A 16,375-nucleotide genomic window follows, 5' to 3' on the forward strand; every position below is an offset into this window, starting at 1 on the left:
AACAAATTTGTAAATATATCAGGAGGAATGTCATGAATTTTCTAAGCATTTTCGATGTAATCGGACCAAATATGATTGGTCCGTCCAGTTCACACACTGCCGGTGCTGTCGCCATTGCACTTCTTGCACGAAAGATGTTTGCACAACCAATAGATAAAGTCACATTTACATTATACGGCTCTTTTGCCAAAACGTATCGTGGTCACGGAACAGACAAAGCATTACTTGGAGGCACTTTAGGTTTTGCCACCGATGATGAAAGAATCCGTGATGCCTTTGCCATAGCCGAAAAAGAGGGATTGGAATATCACTACATTATCGACGAAGAAACGATAACAGATCATCCGAACACTGCCGATATTGTATTGGAAAATAAAGCGGGACACACACTTTCCATTCGTGGAGAATCCATTGGCGGAGGAAAAATGAAAATCGTCCGTATTAACAATATTGATGTAGAATTTACCGGAGAATACAGTACATTAATCGTACAACAAATCGATAAACCTGGTGTAGTAGCTCATATTACACAATGCTTAAGTGAAGAAAATGTAAACATTGCATTTATGCGTTTATTCCGTGAAGATAAAGGCGCTACTGCATTTACGATTGTGGAATCCGATGAAGAAATTCCGTCAGAAATTTTAGATAAAATCCGCGTAAATAAGCACGTTAAAGATTTAATGCTCATTCAGATGTAGGAGGATATAAAAATGGATTTTTTTAATGGACAAACTTTATTAAACTTATGCGAAAAAGAAGAAATTTCTATCTCCACCGCTATGAAAGAGCGTGAAATCACCATGGGAAGCCTTTCATCTGAAGAGGTAGATGGAAAATTAGCTGAAGTACTTACAATTATGAAAAATTCCGCTCACAAACCGATACAAAATCCCGGAAAATCTATTGGCGGTCTTATCGGTGGCGAAGCGAAACAAGTTGCCGACCACGCAAAAACGAATAAAAGTGTATGTGGTTCCATGCTATCAAAAGCCATTTCTTATAGTATGGCTGTTTTGGAAGTCAATGCATCTATGGGGCTGATTGTTGCTGCTCCAACTGCCGGCTCATCGGGTGTTGTTCCCGGAACATTACTAGCACTTCAAGAAGAAAAAGCATTGTCAGATGCCCTTCTTTTTAACGGACTTTTAAATGCAAGTTCTATAGGATATATTTTAATGAGAAATGCCTCCGTTTCCGGCGCTGAGGCTGGATGTCAGGCGGAAGTGGGCGCTGCCTCTGCAATGGCTGCCTCTGCAGTAGTTGAAATGATGGGTGGAACTCCTGAAATGTGCTTAACTGCTGCCAGCATTGCCCTTTCAAATCTTCTTGGTCTTGTGTGCGACCCAATCGCCGGACTTGTTGAATCACCTTGCCAGAGCCGAAACGCAATCGGAGTTGCCAACGCAATTACTTCCGCTGAACTTGCACTCAGTGGAGTTACTCATCCAATTCCATTTGACGAAATGGCAGAGGCGATGTTCCGTGTAGGAAAAAGTCTTCCATTTGAACTTCGAGAAACTGCTATGGGAGGATGTGCTGGCACACCAACCGGATGTAGTTTAGGCTGCAGTATATGTAAATAAAAATAAGGTCTGTTTCAAATGAAACAGACCTTATTTTTATGGGATATAAAATCCATAATGTACTTTTCCGTTTTCCCATGTCGCAGTCACTTCATAAATATAAGATTTTTTCGCTCTTTTTATGTATCCTATATTGCCATCCAATGTCGCCCGCACACGCTGTCCGTGAGATCCCTTTTCTTTTGATGTTCCCACAGGCCATCTTGTCACTTTAATATGGTTTGGCTCAGCAGAAAAAATCAACTTCAATTCCGAATTTTCTTTGTCACACACAACATCTGCCAATCCTTCCTTTTCCAAAAAAGAAATATCTTCCACTTTTTCTAACTGCTGATTTCCGTTCATGTCTTTGTATGTCCACTCGTAATTCCCCTCAGTAGCAGCCGTTGTAACCAACGCATTTTTTTGCGTATTTTCAATGTCTAAGTATGGAATATCCGCTTTACTAGGTTTCTGTACGAATTTAGAAACTTCCTGCTCATATTTCTTCGTATCTTCCACAGTTCCTTTTTTCACACGAATCATTTTCGTCACTCCCGGATACTGTCCCGGATAAGACTCCAACATTTTCCCATCACCGTAGCAGGCAATCATATCTCCCGCATTCAGATCTTTTTGCTTTATCTTTTTCTCATTCTCATCATACAGTTTGTCTTCCGGAATAATCGCATAAAATGGTGATTCCGTGCTTCTGTCAAAAAAGATATAGCCGTCATCCCCACATGGCACATACATTGCTTCTATAGGCTTATTATTTTCTTCCGTACCTTTTTGTTTTGCCTTTTGCTCTTCCTTTTTACATCCTGTCAGGCAAACACAGAAAAGTATTAATATAATTAGTAAACTTATTCCCGCTTTTTTTCTCATACCGTAATCCCTTCTAATATTTCTCCTATTGATTTCTGAATGCACAAATCTGACTGTTCATCTCTCGGCGTTGCACTCTTATTGATCACAACAAGATATTTTCCTCTAAAATAATCAATAAAACTTGCCGCCGGATAGACAACCAGAGAAGTCCCTCCAATAATCAGCATATCTGCCTCCGCAATCTCTCTTACAGATTTCTGAATAACTGTATTATCCAGACTTTCCTCATAAAGAACAACATCCGGTTTTATTCTGCCTCCACAATCACAAGTCGGAATACCCTCCGAACCTTTTACATATTTTGCATCATAAAATTTCCCGCATTTCTGACAATAATTGCGGTGAATACTTCCGTGCAGTTCCAACACATTTTTACTTCCTGCCAGTTGGTGTAAACCGTCTATATTCTGCGTGATGACAGCACTTAATTTCCCTTTTTCTTCCATTTCTGCCAATTTTAAATGTGCCTTATTCGGTTTCGCATCTAAAAACATCATTTTCGATTTATAAAACTCATAAAACAATTCCGGTTTCTTTTGAAAAAATGTATGACTGACAACCTGCTCCGGAGGATATGTATATTTTTCCTGATAAATACCGTCACTACTGCGGAAATCAGGAATATTACTCTCTGTAGATACTCCTGCCCCTCCGAAAAATACAATTCGCTGACTCTCATCTACCATTTTTTGAAGTAGAACTAACTTTTCCATTAGAAAACCTCCTTCTTATATACTTCTCCTTCTAAATTTTTCCATAAATATATATCTTCCTCAATTATCATATAACTGTGTTCTGAGTTTTCTTTCGGAATAGATACCGAGCCGGGATTCAGATAGATATATTCTCCAATCCACTCTCCTGACGGTACATGAAAATGCCCATTCAGTAAAATATCCCCTTTCTTCAACATAGGAAGATTTTCTCTGTTAAACTGATGACCGTGTGTGGCAAAAATCATTCTGTCATTTACATAAAGAATTGCGTAATCTGCCAATATCGGAAACTCTAACACCATTTGGTCGACTTCCGTATCACAATTTCCCCTGACACAAAGCAATTCTTCTTTCATATTGTTTAACATTTCAATTACCTTTTTCGGTTCATATGCTTTCGGTAAATCATTTCTCGGACCGTGATATAAAATGTCCCCTAAAAGCAACAATTTGTCTGCTTTTTCCCGATGAAATGCATCTATCATCTTCTCACAATAATACGCCGAACCATGTATATCTGATGCTATCATTAATTTCATTTTTCTGTCCTCTTCCCTTGTTCCAATCTCTATCTTAACTGTAACATAAATCACCCCAAAGGCTCAAGGACTTTTCGTTTTTAGAGGAAGGAATTACTTTTCTGTCTTTGTAGAAATACGTTGTTCCAGCACAACTATATCGTACTGTTCATTATGAAGAAACGACGCTCATTTCTTCATAACCCTTTTTTCTTTCTTCCAGTAACCTACTATCTTTATTATTGTATCTTTAATATCAATACTCTTCTTCAATAACACATCTGTTACTTCAATACTCAATTATGTTACAACCTCGCAACGTTTCATTGCTTTTCGTATATTTAGTTATATAAAGAACACTTACTATCTGATGATATTAGGATAAACTATCATTTCCACACCATGACATATTCTTTCTCGCCCGTATCTTCATCTACCTTTTCATTCTGTATTTGAAATCCTTCTCTTTTATAAAATTGTATCGCACGTTCATTTTTTTGATACACACTTAGTTGCAAAGACGATTTTCTTTCTTTTATAAAATCCAATAATTGTTTACCGACTCCTCGTGACTGTGATTCACTGCAAACAAAAATCCCTTCTATGTAATTATCATTCAGCCCGACAAAACCAAGTATCTGTTTTGTCTGTTCCTCTTCATAGATATAGATTTCTGCTTGCAAAAACATTTCTTTTACAACTGCAAAATTACTTTTCCAATACTCCGCTGAAATAAAATCATGTGCTTTTATATTCGTATCCAGCCATATTTCTGCCACGTTATCTACATCTGTTTTTTCCAAATTTCTAATCATACTATATTCTCCCTTTCTTTATTCTATTTCTTAAAATACTCCTTCGCCAAAATGCCATAAGTAACCTTATCTACAATTCCTCGATTGTTTCTGTCAGCCTCCCGAAGAGTTCCCTCATAAATCATTCCGCATTTACTCATTACTCTTCCTGAACCCACATTTTCTGCATCATGATGTGACTGAATTTTATTTACCTTTACTTCCTCAAATAAAAAAATAATTACCTTTTTAAAGGCCTCTGTCACAATACCCTTATTCCACCATTTACTTCCTATACAATAGCCAATCTCAACCATATCTATTGATTCATTACTTCTCACAACACTGATTGTTCCAATCGGTTCTTTTATTTCTTTTAATTCAATTGCCCACTGATAAAAAGATGCCTTTTTGTAATCCTCTATCCAACTTTGAAGTATCTGTCTTGTCACTTCTACATTTTCGTGTGTAGGCCAAGTTAAATACTTTGTCGTTTTATCATCACTTGTCCAATTACGATAGGAACTTTCTATATCATTATCTGTAAATCTCCTCAAAATCAATCTTTCCGTTTCTAATCTTACTGTCCCTTTGTGTTCCATACATTTCCAGTCCTTTCCATTTATAAATATGGCGATATTATACCTCTATCTTTTTCACTAAACAATGTTTTTCTTTTATGATATAATTTCTATAAATAACTAATAAATTTAAAGATTTATCGAGGTGGTATAATATGTGGTTTGTGTTTGCGTTACTATCTGCAATATTTGCAGCACTCACATCTATATTTGCAAAAATGGGGATTGACGGTATTAATTCCAATCTCGCAACCGCTATTCGAACGGTTGTTGCAGTAATTATGGCATGGGGTATAGTTTTTCTCACTCACGCACAAAACGGTATTTCCGAAATTGGCAGAAAAAGTTGGATATTTTTGATCCTCTCCGGATTAGCAACCGGTGCTTCATGGCTATGTTATTATAAGGCATTACAAATCGGTGATGTATCAAAAGTTGTTCCTATTGATAAATTAAGTGTAGTCATTACACTGATTTTAGCTTTTGTTTTATTACATGAAAAATTCACTGTTAAATCCTTAATAGGTTGCATATTTATTGGTATCGGCTCATTAATAATGGTTCTTTAATTATTCTCCTATATGCTATGTACAACAGATTTAATCTTTATAACATGAAAAAGGGGCTTTTCGGAATGAAATTAATGATAATTTCTAAAAAACTCCGAAAGCCCCTCCAATGTTTTTAACAACACGGGAATTTCTTCCTCATTTAATTTTTTGATGACCGCATCTGTCATCTGATGATGAAACTGTGCATGATGTTCATATGCTCTCTTCCCTTTTTCCGTCAATTTGATATAAACAACACGCCTATCTTCTTCACTTCTCTCACGAACAGCATATTTTTTATTTACAAGACTGTTCATTGAAGTTGTCAGCGTCCCTGCCGTTACATTCATTTTCTTTGCAATCGCAGACATTGGAGTTCCATCCCCACAACCGATTGCCTCAATGATGTGCATATCATTATTTGTGATGTCTTTAAATTCTTCCGTAATAATTGCCTTCTCTTCCAGTTCCCAGATTTCATTAAACAAATGCACTAAAATATCATTAATGGTTTCATATGTATTCATTTATTTCCTCCTTCACCAGAATGATATTAAGTTCATTATACACATTCTTATGAGAAAAGAAAAGAAGCAATTACCTCTTTCACTGTTTCTATTTTTGTGGCACGATACGTTTCAGCGCCACAGAAAACAAGACCATTGTCCACATTTCCTTTCACCGCCTCAATGAGTTTATCCGTAATGCAATATGGAATTTCTTTTGGATTACATTTTTTTATACATTGATGACAAAGTGTAGGCGGTAACTTTTCTCCATTTTGTATTCGTCTTATTAGCGTGTTACGGATTGCCCGTGCCGGCATTCCTACAGGACTTTTTACAATTTGAATGTCTTCTTTTTGAGCATTTATATGGGCTTCTTTGTAACGTATATCTGCGTCACACTCTTTTGTTGTAACAAATCGGCTTCCAACCTGAATACCGTCCGCCCCCAACTCTTTTGCTCTTTTCAAATCTTTTGCCGAATACATTCCGCCTGCCAGTATAATCGGAATTTTCTTTTCGTATTTTTCCTCATAAAATCGTACAATGTTAATAATTTTCCCCACTTCTGTTTCGTAAGAAATGTCGTTCCATTTTTCCAATTCATCCAAATGAAATCCCAGATGTCCTCCCGCTTTCCAGCCTTCTATCACAACCATATCTGCCGCAACATTATACTTTTTATCCCAATATTTCAAAATAACATGAGCAGATTTTTCTGTTGATACAATAGGAGCAATGCTTGTATTCGTTTCTTTCGTATATAATGGGAGGTCTGTTGGCAATCCTGCCCCTGAAACAATCAAATCTGCCCCCAGTCTGACTGCTTCTTTAATATATTCCTCATAATGCCTTGTCGCTACCATTATGTTGAAACCGATAATACCATTAGGTGCAAGTTTTCTTGCATATTTTAATTCCTTACCCATAGCGTGCAAGTTTGCCTGCAAAGGATTACTGTCAAAATTATTTTCACGAAATCCTATCTGTGCAGTGGAAATCAATCCCACTCCGCCTTCGCTCGCAACTGCACCGGCAAGCCGATGTAGACTTATTCCAACACCCATTCCCCCCTGCACAATGGGAATATATGCTTTTTTTTCTCCAACTGCAAAAGACACCTGTTCTTTTTCCATAACCGCTCCTCTCTACATTTTTCGGAAACGCCGATAACGTTCTTCTGCAATGTCTATTTCTGATTTTTCTCTATATTTCCACAAAAAACTCTTTATTTTCTTCTCTAAGTTATCACAGACAGAAGACAAATTCTCCACTGTAAAATGTTTTGGTTCTTCGATAACTTCTTCTACAATCCCCGCCTCTTTCAATTCTCTCGCTGTCAATTTCATTACTTCCGCCGCCTCTTTTGCTCTTTTACTGTCTTTCCATAAAATTGAAGCAAATCCTTCAGGAGAAAGAATAGAATAAATGGCATTTTCCAATATCCACACTTCATTTGCAGTAGCCATAGCCAACGCTCCGCCACTTCCCCCCTCCCCTATAATAACCGAAAGTATCGGAACTTTTAATGCTGACATTTCATAAATATTTTTTGCAATTGCCTCTCCCTGACCGCGTTCTTCCGCCTCAATTCCGCAAAATGCACCCGGAGTATCTACAAGGCAAATTACCGGACGATGAAATTTTTCCGCCTGCTTCATTAAACGCAAAGCCTTTCTATATCCCTCAGGGGAAGGCATTCCGAAATTTCTTTCCAAATTTTCTTTTATCGTCTTCCCTTTTTCCTGTGCGATAACCGTCACCGGAACACCATGGAATTTAGCTATTCCTCCAATAATTGCTTTATCATCTTGAAAATATCTATCCCCATGTAATTCTATAAAATCCGTAAAAAGTCTGCTAATATAATCCGATCCGACCGGTCGGTCTTTCATACGGGATTTTATTACACAATCCCACGCTGTTTTCATCTGTTTTTGCATGATTTCTTCTGTATATATATCATTTATCTTTTCATCGATTTTTTTCTGCTCATGCAAATCAATTAATTGAAAAAGAACTTTTTTCAAATTTTCTCTCTCTACAATAGCATCAATAAAACCATGCTCCAATAGAAACTCTGAACGTTGGAAACCTTTAGGTAATTTTTGCCCGATTGTCTGCTCAATGACTCTCGGTCCTGCAAAACCGATTAGTGCATTTGGTTCTGCCAAAATCACATCACCCAACATTGCAAAACTCGCCGTCACCCCGCCTGTTGTCGGATTAGTAAGAATAGAAATATAAAATCCGCCGACATCACTGTGTCGTTTTAATGCTGCAGCCGTTTTTGCCATTTGCATCAGAGAAGTAATTCCTTCCTGCATTCTTGCGCCGCCTGAACAGGCAAACATAATTACCGGAAGTTTTTCTTCCGTGGCACGTTCAACCATACGGGTGATTTTTTCCCCTACAACTTCCCCCATACTAGCCATAATAAAACGGCTGTCACATATACCGAGAGCAACTGATTTGCCCCCGATTTTCGCCTTTCCGGTAATAACCGCTTCCTCAAGTCCTGTCTTTTCCTGTGCCAATCGGATTTTTTCTTCATATCCTTTATATTGCATTGGATTTTTTGTACATAGTCCTCTGTCCCATTCTTCAAAACTTCCATCGTCTGCAACCATTTCTAATCTGTGTTTTGCATGAACTCGAAAATAATTATGGCATTTCGGACATATATAGTATCCGTTTTTCACATCTTCCGTAAAAATAGCAGATTTACAGGCATTACATTTTTTCAGAATACCTTCCGGCACTTCTGGAGTCTGTTCTTTTTTTGACGATTCTTTTAAGGAAATATAACTTGTTTTTTTAAACATCTTTTTTAAATTCATTTTGCTCACATCTTTTCTATAATATCATACTGATAATCAATGTTCGTACCGATGCCCTCTATTATCACTTCACCCAATGCACTCCGCATTTTTGCAATAGCATCTTCCCTAGTTTTTCCATGAACAATCAGTTTTGCCAACATAGAATCATAGTACGGCGGAACGATATACCCATGATACACTGCCGTATCAATCCGCACACCCTCTCCTCCCGGAAAATGTATATCCGTAATTTTCCCTGAAGATTTTGCATTAATTCTACATTCAATGGCATGACCATTTATCTGAATATCATCCTGTCTATATGAAAGCGACATTCCCGAAGCAATTCTTATCTGCTCCTTAATCAAGTCCAGACCCGTCACCCATTCCGTTACCGGATGTTCTACCTGTATTCTCGTATTCATTTCCATAAAATAAAACTGCTTATCATTTTCAAGCAGAAATTCAATGGTCCCCGCATTTTCATACTGCACTGCCTTTGCGGCTTTTACTGCCACTGCTCCCATTTCTCTGCGGAGTTCTTCGGAAAGTACCGGACAAGGCGATTCTTCTATGAGTTTCTGATGATTTTCCTGAATAGAACAATCTCTCTCTCCGAGATGAACTACATTTCCATATTTATCCGCCAATATCTGAAATTCAATATGTCTTGGATTTTCCACAAAATGTTCGATATACATGGAATTATCCCCAAAAGATACTTGTGCTTCTTTCTGTGCCGTCTGAAAACTGTTCAAAAATTCCTCCTCGCTGTAAGCCACACGCATTCCTTTTCCGCCTCCGCCGAGAACCGCTTTAATGATAACAGGATAACCTACTTCCGCAGCAATTTCTCTTCCTCGTTCCATGTCCAAAACAATTTCACTGCTGCCCGGAATAACCGGTATACCCGCCTCAATCATTGTATTTCTCGCCTGAGATTTATTTCCCATTTTCCGAATGACTTCTGCTTTCGGTCCGATAAATGTAATATGGCATTTCTCACACAATTCTGCAAATTTACTGTTCTCCGACAAAAAACCAAATCCTGTATGAATGGCATCTGCTCCCGAGGTAATTGTTGCACTAATGATTCTTTCCATATTCAAATAACTTTCCTGAGAAGGCGCAGGTCCGATGCAGATTGCCTCATCCGCCAACTGCGTATGAAGTGCTTCCCTGTCTGCCTCAGAATATACCGCCACCGTTTCAATTCCCATTTCTCTACAGGCTCGGATAATCCGCACTGCGATTTCGCCTCTGTTTGCAATTAACACTTTTTTTATCATGTCTTTCACCTATCCAATCATAAAGGTCAATTCAGCACTTACCACCACTTTTCCATCCACACTGGCAACTGCTTCTCCGATTCCAAGCGGTCCTTTCTGTTTGATTATTCTCGTTTCTAACTTCAACTTATCTCCCGGCACAACTTTTCCTTTAAATTTACATTTCTGTATTCCGCCAAAATAAGCAATTTTCCCTCTGTTCTCCTCTTTTGATAAAATGGCAACTGCCCCAACCTGTGCCAATGCTTCTACCGTAAGTACTCCGGGCATAATCGGTTCCTGTGGAAAATGTCCTTTAAAAAAGTCTTCCCTATATGTCACACATTTATATCCGATTGCAAACACCCCTGCCTCGTAATCCTCTATATAATCTACAAGTAAAAACGGATGTCTGTGAGGAATAATCTCACAGATTTCCTGAACTGTTAATCCTTTCATACGCTCTCCTTTACCCTATTTTAAACGAAACAAAGGCTGACCATATTCCACTGCCTGACCGTTTTCCACAAAAATTTCCGCTACAACACCGTCAAATTCACTTTCAACCTCATTCATCAGTTTCATTGCTTCTACAATCGCCAAAGTCTGTCCTTTTGTTACCTGATCTCCTATATGTACAAACGGCTCCGCATCTTCAGAAGGCGCTGCGTAAAACGTTCCTACCAACAAAGAAGTTATAATCTTTCCTTCCCGAATGTTCTCTTCCTCTTCTTGCACTTCCTGTACATTTATCTGCGGAACAGACACCTTTTTCTCGTCACCATATATAATCTGACATTCTTTTTTCATACCGATTTTGATTCCGTTTTCTTCATATTGAAACTCCGTCAAATTTGAGGAAGACACGGTGTGTATCAAATCAATTAACTGTTCTTTTTCCATTTTTACTCGTCCTCCCTATATTTTTTGAGTAAAATTGTTGCATTGTGTCCACCAAATCCAAGAGAGTTGCTAAGAGCATAGTTCACTTCTTTCTCTATTGGAGAATGTATCGCATAGTTTAATGTACATTCTTCATCCAGATTTTCTGTTCCCATCGTCCGATGAATAAATCCTTCCTGAATGGTTTTTACACAAGTAATAAACTCTACTGCTCCTGCTGCTCCAAGCAAATGTCCTATCATCGACTTTGTAGAATTAATTATCGGTTTCTGTGCATCTTCCCCAAATACAAGGGAAATTGCTCTCGTTTCAAACAAATCGTTATGATGTGTGCTTGTTCCATGTGCATTTATGTACTCTACATCTCTTGGAAAGATACCTGCTTCTTTGATTGCCAATTCCATCGCCTTTGCCGCTCCACTTCCGTCTTCTGCAGGAGAAGTAATGTGGTATGCATCACAGGTTGCACCATATCCTACAACTTCACCGTAAATTTTTGCTCCTCGTGCTTTAGCGTGTTCTAATTCTTCCAAAACAACAACTCCCGCACCTTCACCGATAACAAATCCACTTCTGTCTTTATCAAATGGGATGGACGCTCTATGAGCATCTGTACTTACCGTCAGCGCAGTCAAAGCAGAAAATCCAGCCACTGCCGTAGGGCAAATGGAACTTTCCGTCCCTCCTGCAAGCATTACATCCGCATCGCCACATTGAATGGCACGAAAAGCATCGCCGATAGCGTGTGTACCAGTTGCACAGGCTGTTGTAACACTTGTGCATTTCCCTTTTAATCCAAGTTGAATCGCCACATTTCCCGCTGCCATATTAGAAATCATAAGCGGAACCATAAGCGGATTTACTCTTGACGGTCCTTTCTTCTGAATTTTATCGTACTCTCTCTCCACAACCTGAAGACTCCCAATTCCAGAACCGACAATCACACCTACACGAAACGGATCTTCTTTTTCCATACACAGTCCCGCATCTTCAAACGCTTCTTTCCCCGCCGCGACTGCATACTGCGAAAATGTTTCCATTCTCTTTGCTGTCTTAAAATCCATTCTTTCTTTGGCTACAAAATCCTTTACTTCCGCTGCCAATTTCACCTTATATTCCGTGGTATCAAATTTCGTAATCTCTCCGATACCAACCTTACCCGCTTTAATTCCTGCCCAAAACTCTTCCACAGAATTTCCAATCGGGGTAATCGCTCCCATACCTGTAACAACAACTCTTCTTTTCATTACATACTCTCCTTATATCACCATTCCGCCGTCCACATGAAGCACCTGTCCTGTAATATAACCTGCCTTTTCCGATGCCAAAAAGGAAACTGCCCCAGCCACATCTTCCGGCTTCCCATAATATCCAAGCGGTATTTTTGCTATAGATTCCTCTTTTACTTTATCCGGCAAATCTTTTGTCATGTCTGTTTCAATAAATCCCGGCGCAATTGCATTTACCGTAATCTTTCTTGATGCCAATTCCCTTGCCGCCGACTTTGTCAATCCAATCACACCCGCTTTAGATGCCGCATAATTTGCCTGACCTGCGTTTCCTGCAACCCCCACAACTGAAGAAATATTAATAATTCTTCCATAATGCTGTTTTATCATCTGTCTTGTCACAAAACGCATACAGTGAAACGTTCCTTTTAAATTCGTATTGATAACTGTATCAAATTCTTCCTCTGACATTTTCATCAACAAACCGTCACGGGTTACTCCTGCATTATTTACTAAAACATCTACTCGTTTATACTTTTCAATAACTTGCTGAAAAAAACGCTCACACGCAGCAAAATCAGCAACATCACACTGCATAATTTCCGCTGTTCCGCCTTTTTCCTCTATTTCCTTTTTAACCTCTTCCGCTTTTTTTACTGAACCGTGATAATTAATAATGACATTTGCTCCCTGTTTGGCAAGTTCCAATGCAATCGCTCTTCCAATTCCTCTTGCTCCACCTGTCACAACCGCTGTCTGTTCTTTTAACATCTGCCTACACCTCCAAGTTCAGAAATCACTTTCTCCATATCTTTCCAAGTGCTGATACTATATGTTTTCACATTTTTATTAACTTTTCTAATAAAGCCCGACAATGTTTTACCTACACCTATCTCTACGAATACATCTACACCGTCTTCAATCATATTTTCTACACTGTCCTGCCAGCGAACTGAAGATGCCACTTGTTTTGAAAGTAACTCTTTTGTTTCTTTTACATCTGTAACATATCGTCCCGTCACATTTGTCACATATGGAATCTGCAACTTTGTAAAAGAAACTTTTTTCAATAATTCACCTAATTTTTCTCCCACTCCAACTAAAAACGGTGAATGAAACGGACCGCTTACATTTAAAAGCATAGCTCTTTTTGCCCCATCAGACAGAAGTTTTTCATTCGCCTCCTGTACAGATTCCGTTTTTCCTGTAATCACAATCTGACCCGGACAGTTATAGTTGGCAACAAAAACATTTTCCATATCTTCGATAACACTTTCTACTTGTTCTCCTGTCATTCCAAGAATAGCAGACATCGCGCCTTCTCCCTCCGGAACTGCATCCTGCATAAATTTTCCTCTCTCTCTTACAACGGAGATGGCATCCATATCAGACATTCCTCCGGCAACCGCAATAGCAGTATATTCTCCCAAACTTAATCCTGCCGTTACATCCGCATAAAGCCCTCTTTTCTCTACCTCTCTTACAATGGCAAGACAGGTTGTCACTAAAGCAGCCTGGGTATACTCTGTTTTGTCTAACAAATCATTCTCTTCAAAACACAATGCTCTTAAATCTAATCCTATTTTCTCTGAAGCAGTATCAAATATATTCTTGGAGATTTCACTGTTTTCATAAAAATCTTTTCCCATCCCCACTTTCTGTGCTCCCTGTCCGGAAAAAACAAATGCGATTTTATTCATAAAAAACCTTTCCTTTCATCAACTCAATGGTTTCTGTTACCAACTTTTCTATAAACACCTTGCATGACATTTCTTCTTTCACAAGCCCTGCTATCTGCCCTGCCATTATACTTCCATTTATCACATCGCCTTCAATAACTGCCTTTCTCAACCCTCCCAGAGTTAAAAGTTCCAGTTCTTCTAAAGACGCACCTTCCTTTTCTAATTTCAAATATTCTTTTGTCATCTGATTTCGCAATGCACGTACCGGATGACCTGTCGTTCTTCCCGTTACTCTAGAATCGATATCTTTCGCTTTAATAATACATTTCTTATAATTTTCATGAACAATAGATTCGTTCGTCACAACAAAACAAGTGCCAAGTTGTACTGCTTCCGCTCCTAGCATAAAAGCCGCTGCCATTCCTCTGCCGTCCCCTATGCCGCCTGCAGAAATAACCGGAATTTCCACTGCATCAACAATTTGAGGAACAAGTACCATTGTTGTATTTTCTCCGATATGACCGCCTGCCTCCGTGCCTTCTGCCACAATTGCATCTGCACCACACCGTTCCATACGCTTTGCCATTGCCACGGAAGCCACAACCGGAATTACTTTTATTCCTGCTTCCTTCCACATTTTGATATATTTCTCAGGATTTCCCGCTCCCGTTGTTACCACCGGAATGTTCTCTTCCACAACTACTTTTGCTACTTCATCCGCATTCGGACTCATCAACATAATATTTACACCAAATGGTTTATCTGTCAGTTTCTTTACTTCCCTAATCTGTTCACGCACCCATTCCGCCGGTGCATTTGCTGCCCCAATCATTCCCAGACCTCCCGCTTTGGATACGCTTGCTGCAAGATGATATTCGGCAACCCATGCCATACCGCCTTGAATAATCGGATATTCGATTTTCAGTAATTCAGTCACTCTTGTTTTCATATGATAACCTTTCTTCAATTGGGGACGTAGTCAAATTAGATTTGACTACGTCCCCAATTGACTTTTACTATGTCCCTTTTTGGCTTTTGCCCTGTCCCTTTTTTGCCCTACGCTTCTAAATATGATACTACATCTCCAATTGTCGTAAGTTTTTCCAAGTCTTCCGTAGGAATTTCTTTTTCAAATTCTTCTTCAAACGCCATTACCATTTCAAATAAATCTAAAGAATCTGCACCTAAATCTTCTTTAAATGAAGTTGCCGGTGTTAATTCCTCTACCTCTGTTCCTAATGAATCTGCTACAATTTCTTTTACTTTTTCTAACATCTTATTTTCTCCTTTATTTTCTTAAATTTATGTAATCCAAATTGGATATTACCATTCAACTAAACTTGCTCCCCATGATAATCCTGCTCCAAATCCCGATATAATAATTTTCATTCCCCTTTTCAGTAAACCTTTTTGGTTCATCTCATCTAATAAAATCGGGATACTTGCCGAAGAGGTATTTCCATATTCCTGTAAATTCATAGGAAACTTTTCTATTTCTATTTTTAACCTTTTTGCAACGGCTTCCACAATTCTTTTATTCGCCTGATGTAATATAAAATAATCTATTTTCTCTTTTTGCAAATGGCTTTCTTCTAACAATTCACAAATACATTGCGGCACTTGTTTTACGGCAAACTTAAAGACTTCCTGACCATCCATATGAATGAAATCATTCTGTCCACAGGTAAGCGCATTTGCCTTTTTACCGTCTGAATGTGTTACTATCGGAAGTTTTGTTCCCTCCTCGGATTTCAAAACAACCGCACCGGCGCCATCTCCAAATAAAATACATGTTCCACGGTCTTTCCAATCAACCAGATTAGAAAGACATTCTGCACCAATCACAATTCCGGTTTGATATATTCCACTTGAGATGTAAGCCTGCGCTGTATTGTATGCAAACAGAAAACCACTGCACGCCGCATTCAAATCAAAACAAGTTGCGTTGACTGCACCGATTTCTTTCTGTACCTCGCAGGCAGCACAAGGAAGAATTACGTTTGAAGATATAGTCGATACAATAATAAAATCAATTTCTTCCACAGATATTTTTGCATTCTCCAATGCTCTTTCTGCAGATTTTACTGCCATACTTACTGTATTTTCTTCCTGTGCAATATGACGTCTTGCAATTCCCGTTCTCTCCTTAATCCATTCATCACTTGTCTTCACCAGATTTGCCAAATCATCATTATCCATAACATTAGGCGGAACATACGCTCCTGTCCCACATATTTTTCCTATCATTTTCTTTTCTCCATATTTTGTTTTGAGTTTCAAATACTTTGATATTCAAAGTATACTACTAAAAAAATATTTGTCAACAAAATTTTTTCTTTTCTTATCTAT

The 16,375-nt window shown here is 38.5% G+C and carries 20 protein-coding genes; 3 read left to right on the forward strand and 17 right to left on the reverse strand.

Translation table 11 applies throughout. The features are described 5' to 3' along the window. Positions 1-32: 32 nt before the first annotated feature. Complete coding sequence (gene sdaAB / locus ACYPXO_RS02035; protein ID WP_459639032.1) at positions 33-701, forward strand: L-serine ammonia-lyase, iron-sulfur-dependent subunit beta; 669 nt, start codon at positions 33-35, stop codon at positions 699-701. Positions 702-713: 12 nt separating this feature from the next. After that, complete coding sequence (sdaAA, locus tag ACYPXO_RS02040) at positions 714-1,586, forward strand: L-serine ammonia-lyase, iron-sulfur-dependent, subunit alpha (RefSeq protein WP_459639033.1); 873 nt, start codon at positions 714-716, stop codon at positions 1,584-1,586. A gap of 36 nt (positions 1,587-1,622) precedes the next feature. On the opposite strand, the gene ACYPXO_RS02045 is transcribed toward sdaAA, so the two are convergent. From ACYPXO_RS02045 to ACYPXO_RS02065, 5 genes are all read right to left on the reverse strand, one after another. Then, positions 1,623-2,453: a hypothetical protein gene (locus ACYPXO_RS02045; RefSeq protein WP_459639034.1), complete on the reverse strand. Its 831-nt coding sequence runs from the start codon at positions 2,451-2,453 to the stop codon at positions 1,623-1,625. Beyond that, positions 2,450-3,169, reverse strand: a complete 720-nt coding sequence (locus tag ACYPXO_RS02050) for an NAD-dependent protein deacylase (RefSeq protein WP_459639035.1) — start codon at positions 3,167-3,169, stop codon at positions 2,450-2,452. The genes ACYPXO_RS02045 and ACYPXO_RS02050 overlap by 4 nt, the downstream gene beginning before the upstream one ends. After that, entirely contained in the window at positions 3,169-3,711 is a 543-nt protein-coding gene (gene yfcE / locus ACYPXO_RS02055) for a phosphodiesterase (protein WP_459639036.1), read from the reverse strand. The genes ACYPXO_RS02050 and yfcE overlap by 1 nt, the downstream gene beginning before the upstream one ends. 368 nt (positions 3,712-4,079) lie before the next feature. Next, positions 4,080-4,505: an N-acetyltransferase gene (locus tag ACYPXO_RS02060; protein WP_459639037.1), complete on the reverse strand. Its 426-nt coding sequence runs from the start codon at positions 4,503-4,505 to the stop codon at positions 4,080-4,082. A 23-nt stretch (positions 4,506-4,528) separates the two neighbouring features. Next, complete coding sequence (locus ACYPXO_RS02065) at positions 4,529-5,086, reverse strand: GNAT family N-acetyltransferase (protein ID WP_459639038.1); 558 nt, start codon at positions 5,084-5,086, stop codon at positions 4,529-4,531. Between the two features lie 134 nt (positions 5,087-5,220). On the opposite strand from ACYPXO_RS02065, the gene ACYPXO_RS02070 reads away from it, so the two are divergent. After that, positions 5,221-5,634, forward strand: a complete 414-nt coding sequence (locus ACYPXO_RS02070) for an EamA family transporter (protein WP_459639039.1) — start codon at positions 5,221-5,223, stop codon at positions 5,632-5,634. A gap of 71 nt (positions 5,635-5,705) precedes the next feature. Here ACYPXO_RS02070 and ACYPXO_RS02075 read toward each other — a convergent pair whose 3' ends face one another. The 12 genes from ACYPXO_RS02075 to ACYPXO_RS02130 form a co-directional block, all read right to left on the reverse strand. After that, positions 5,706-6,143 (reverse strand): MarR family winged helix-turn-helix transcriptional regulator, encoded by a 438-nt coding sequence (locus ACYPXO_RS02075; protein WP_459639040.1) that lies wholly within the window; start codon positions 6,141-6,143, stop codon positions 5,706-5,708. A 47-nt stretch (positions 6,144-6,190) separates the two neighbouring features. Then, positions 6,191-7,258 (reverse strand): NAD(P)H-dependent flavin oxidoreductase, encoded by a 1,068-nt coding sequence (locus ACYPXO_RS02080; protein ID WP_459639041.1) that lies wholly within the window; start codon positions 7,256-7,258, stop codon positions 6,191-6,193. Between the two features lie 12 nt (positions 7,259-7,270). Then, positions 7,271-8,962 carry an acetyl-CoA carboxylase carboxyltransferase subunit alpha gene (locus ACYPXO_RS02085; protein ID WP_459639042.1) on the reverse strand — a complete coding sequence of 564 codons (1,692 nt, stop codon included), beginning with the start codon at positions 8,960-8,962 and terminating at the stop codon, positions 7,271-7,273. A gap of 5 nt (positions 8,963-8,967) precedes the next feature. Beyond that, positions 8,968-10,233 (reverse strand): acetyl-CoA carboxylase biotin carboxylase subunit, encoded by a 1,266-nt coding sequence (accC, locus tag ACYPXO_RS02090; protein WP_459639043.1) that lies wholly within the window; start codon positions 10,231-10,233, stop codon positions 8,968-8,970. Positions 10,234-10,242: 9 nt separating this feature from the next. After that, positions 10,243-10,671 (reverse strand): 3-hydroxyacyl-ACP dehydratase FabZ, encoded by a 429-nt coding sequence (gene fabZ / locus ACYPXO_RS02095; protein WP_459639044.1) that lies wholly within the window; start codon positions 10,669-10,671, stop codon positions 10,243-10,245. 15 nt (positions 10,672-10,686) lie between these two features. Further along, positions 10,687-11,115: an acetyl-CoA carboxylase biotin carboxyl carrier protein gene (gene accB, locus ACYPXO_RS02100; protein ID WP_459639045.1), complete on the reverse strand. Its 429-nt coding sequence runs from the start codon at positions 11,113-11,115 to the stop codon at positions 10,687-10,689. A 2-nt stretch (positions 11,116-11,117) separates the two neighbouring features. Further along, entirely contained in the window at positions 11,118-12,362 is a 1,245-nt protein-coding gene (gene fabF / locus ACYPXO_RS02105; protein WP_459639046.1) for a beta-ketoacyl-ACP synthase II, read from the reverse strand. Between the two features lie 12 nt (positions 12,363-12,374). Next, on the reverse strand, positions 12,375-13,115 hold the full coding sequence (gene fabG, locus ACYPXO_RS02110; RefSeq protein WP_459639047.1) for a 3-oxoacyl-[acyl-carrier-protein] reductase: 741 nt from the start codon (positions 13,113-13,115) through the stop codon (positions 12,375-12,377). Next, the gene (fabD, locus tag ACYPXO_RS02115) at positions 13,109-14,044 is read right to left on the reverse strand and encodes an ACP S-malonyltransferase (protein WP_459639048.1); all 936 of its coding nucleotides are present in this window, start codon (positions 14,042-14,044) and stop codon (positions 13,109-13,111) included. Before fabD ends, fabG begins: the two co-directional genes overlap by 7 nt. Beyond that, entirely contained in the window at positions 14,037-14,975 is a 939-nt protein-coding gene (gene fabK, locus ACYPXO_RS02120; protein ID WP_459639049.1) for an enoyl-[acyl-carrier-protein] reductase FabK, read from the reverse strand. Before fabK ends, fabD begins: the two co-directional genes overlap by 8 nt. Before the next feature lie 107 nt (positions 14,976-15,082). Continuing rightward, a complete protein-coding gene (acpP, locus tag ACYPXO_RS02125) occupies positions 15,083-15,301 on the reverse strand; it encodes an acyl carrier protein (protein WP_459639050.1) in 219 nt (72 codons plus the stop codon). Positions 15,302-15,349: 48 nt separating this feature from the next. Continuing rightward, positions 15,350-16,273 carry a beta-ketoacyl-ACP synthase III gene (locus ACYPXO_RS02130; protein WP_459639051.1) on the reverse strand — a complete coding sequence of 308 codons (924 nt, stop codon included), beginning with the start codon at positions 16,271-16,273 and terminating at the stop codon, positions 15,350-15,352. Positions 16,274-16,375 lie beyond the last annotated feature (102 nt).

Source organism: Faecalimonas canis, assembly GCF_054601575.1.

Excerpts from the sequence above, each read along its gene's own strand:
- fabG (WP_459639047.1), bottom strand. The coding sequence starts at position 13,115 with ATGTTAAAAGAACAGACAGCGGTTGTGACAGGTGGAGCAAGAGGAATT.
- accC (WP_459639043.1), bottom strand. The coding sequence starts at position 10,233 with ATGATAAAAAAAGTGTTAATTGCAAACAGAGGCGAAATCGCAGTGCGG.
- ACYPXO_RS02060 (WP_459639037.1), bottom strand. The coding sequence starts at position 4,505 with ATGATTAGAAATTTGGAAAAAACAGATGTAGATAACGTGGCAGAAATA.
- ACYPXO_RS02045 (WP_459639034.1), bottom strand. The coding sequence starts at position 2,453 with ATGAGAAAAAAAGCGGGAATAAGTTTACTAATTATATTAATACTTTTC.
- sdaAA (WP_459639033.1), top strand. The coding sequence starts at position 714 with ATGGATTTTTTTAATGGACAAACTTTATTAAACTTATGCGAAAAAGAA.
- fabZ (WP_459639044.1), bottom strand. The coding sequence starts at position 10,671 with ATGAAAGGATTAACAGTTCAGGAAATCTGTGAGATTATTCCTCACAGA.
- yfcE (WP_459639036.1), bottom strand. The coding sequence starts at position 3,711 with ATGAAATTAATGATAGCATCAGATATACATGGTTCGGCGTATTATTGT.
- ACYPXO_RS02065 (WP_459639038.1), bottom strand. The coding sequence starts at position 5,086 with ATGGAACACAAAGGGACAGTAAGATTAGAAACGGAAAGATTGATTTTG.
- fabK (WP_459639049.1), bottom strand. The coding sequence starts at position 14,975 with ATGAAAACAAGAGTGACTGAATTACTGAAAATCGAATATCCGATTATT.
- ACYPXO_RS02085 (WP_459639042.1), bottom strand. The coding sequence starts at position 8,962 with ATGAATTTAAAAAAGATGTTTAAAAAAACAAGTTATATTTCCTTAAAA.
- ACYPXO_RS02050 (WP_459639035.1), bottom strand. The coding sequence starts at position 3,169 with ATGGAAAAGTTAGTTCTACTTCAAAAAATGGTAGATGAGAGTCAGCGA.
- fabF (WP_459639046.1), bottom strand. The coding sequence starts at position 12,362 with ATGAAAAGAAGAGTTGTTGTTACAGGTATGGGAGCGATTACCCCGATT.
- ACYPXO_RS02080 (WP_459639041.1), bottom strand. The coding sequence starts at position 7,258 with ATGGAAAAAGAACAGGTGTCTTTTGCAGTTGGAGAAAAAAAAGCATAT.
- accB (WP_459639045.1), bottom strand. The coding sequence starts at position 11,115 with ATGGAAAAAGAACAGTTAATTGATTTGATACACACCGTGTCTTCCTCA.
- ACYPXO_RS02075 (WP_459639040.1), bottom strand. The coding sequence starts at position 6,143 with ATGAATACATATGAAACCATTAATGATATTTTAGTGCATTTGTTTAAT.
- ACYPXO_RS02070 (WP_459639039.1), top strand. The coding sequence starts at position 5,221 with ATGTGGTTTGTGTTTGCGTTACTATCTGCAATATTTGCAGCACTCACA.
- acpP (WP_459639050.1), bottom strand. The coding sequence starts at position 15,301 with ATGTTAGAAAAAGTAAAAGAAATTGTAGCAGATTCATTAGGAACAGAG.
- ACYPXO_RS02130 (WP_459639051.1), bottom strand. The coding sequence starts at position 16,273 with ATGATAGGAAAAATATGTGGGACAGGAGCGTATGTTCCGCCTAATGTT.
- fabD (WP_459639048.1), bottom strand. The coding sequence starts at position 14,044 with ATGAATAAAATCGCATTTGTTTTTTCCGGACAGGGAGCACAGAAAGTG.
- sdaAB (WP_459639032.1), top strand. The coding sequence starts at position 33 with ATGAATTTTCTAAGCATTTTCGATGTAATCGGACCAAATATGATTGGT.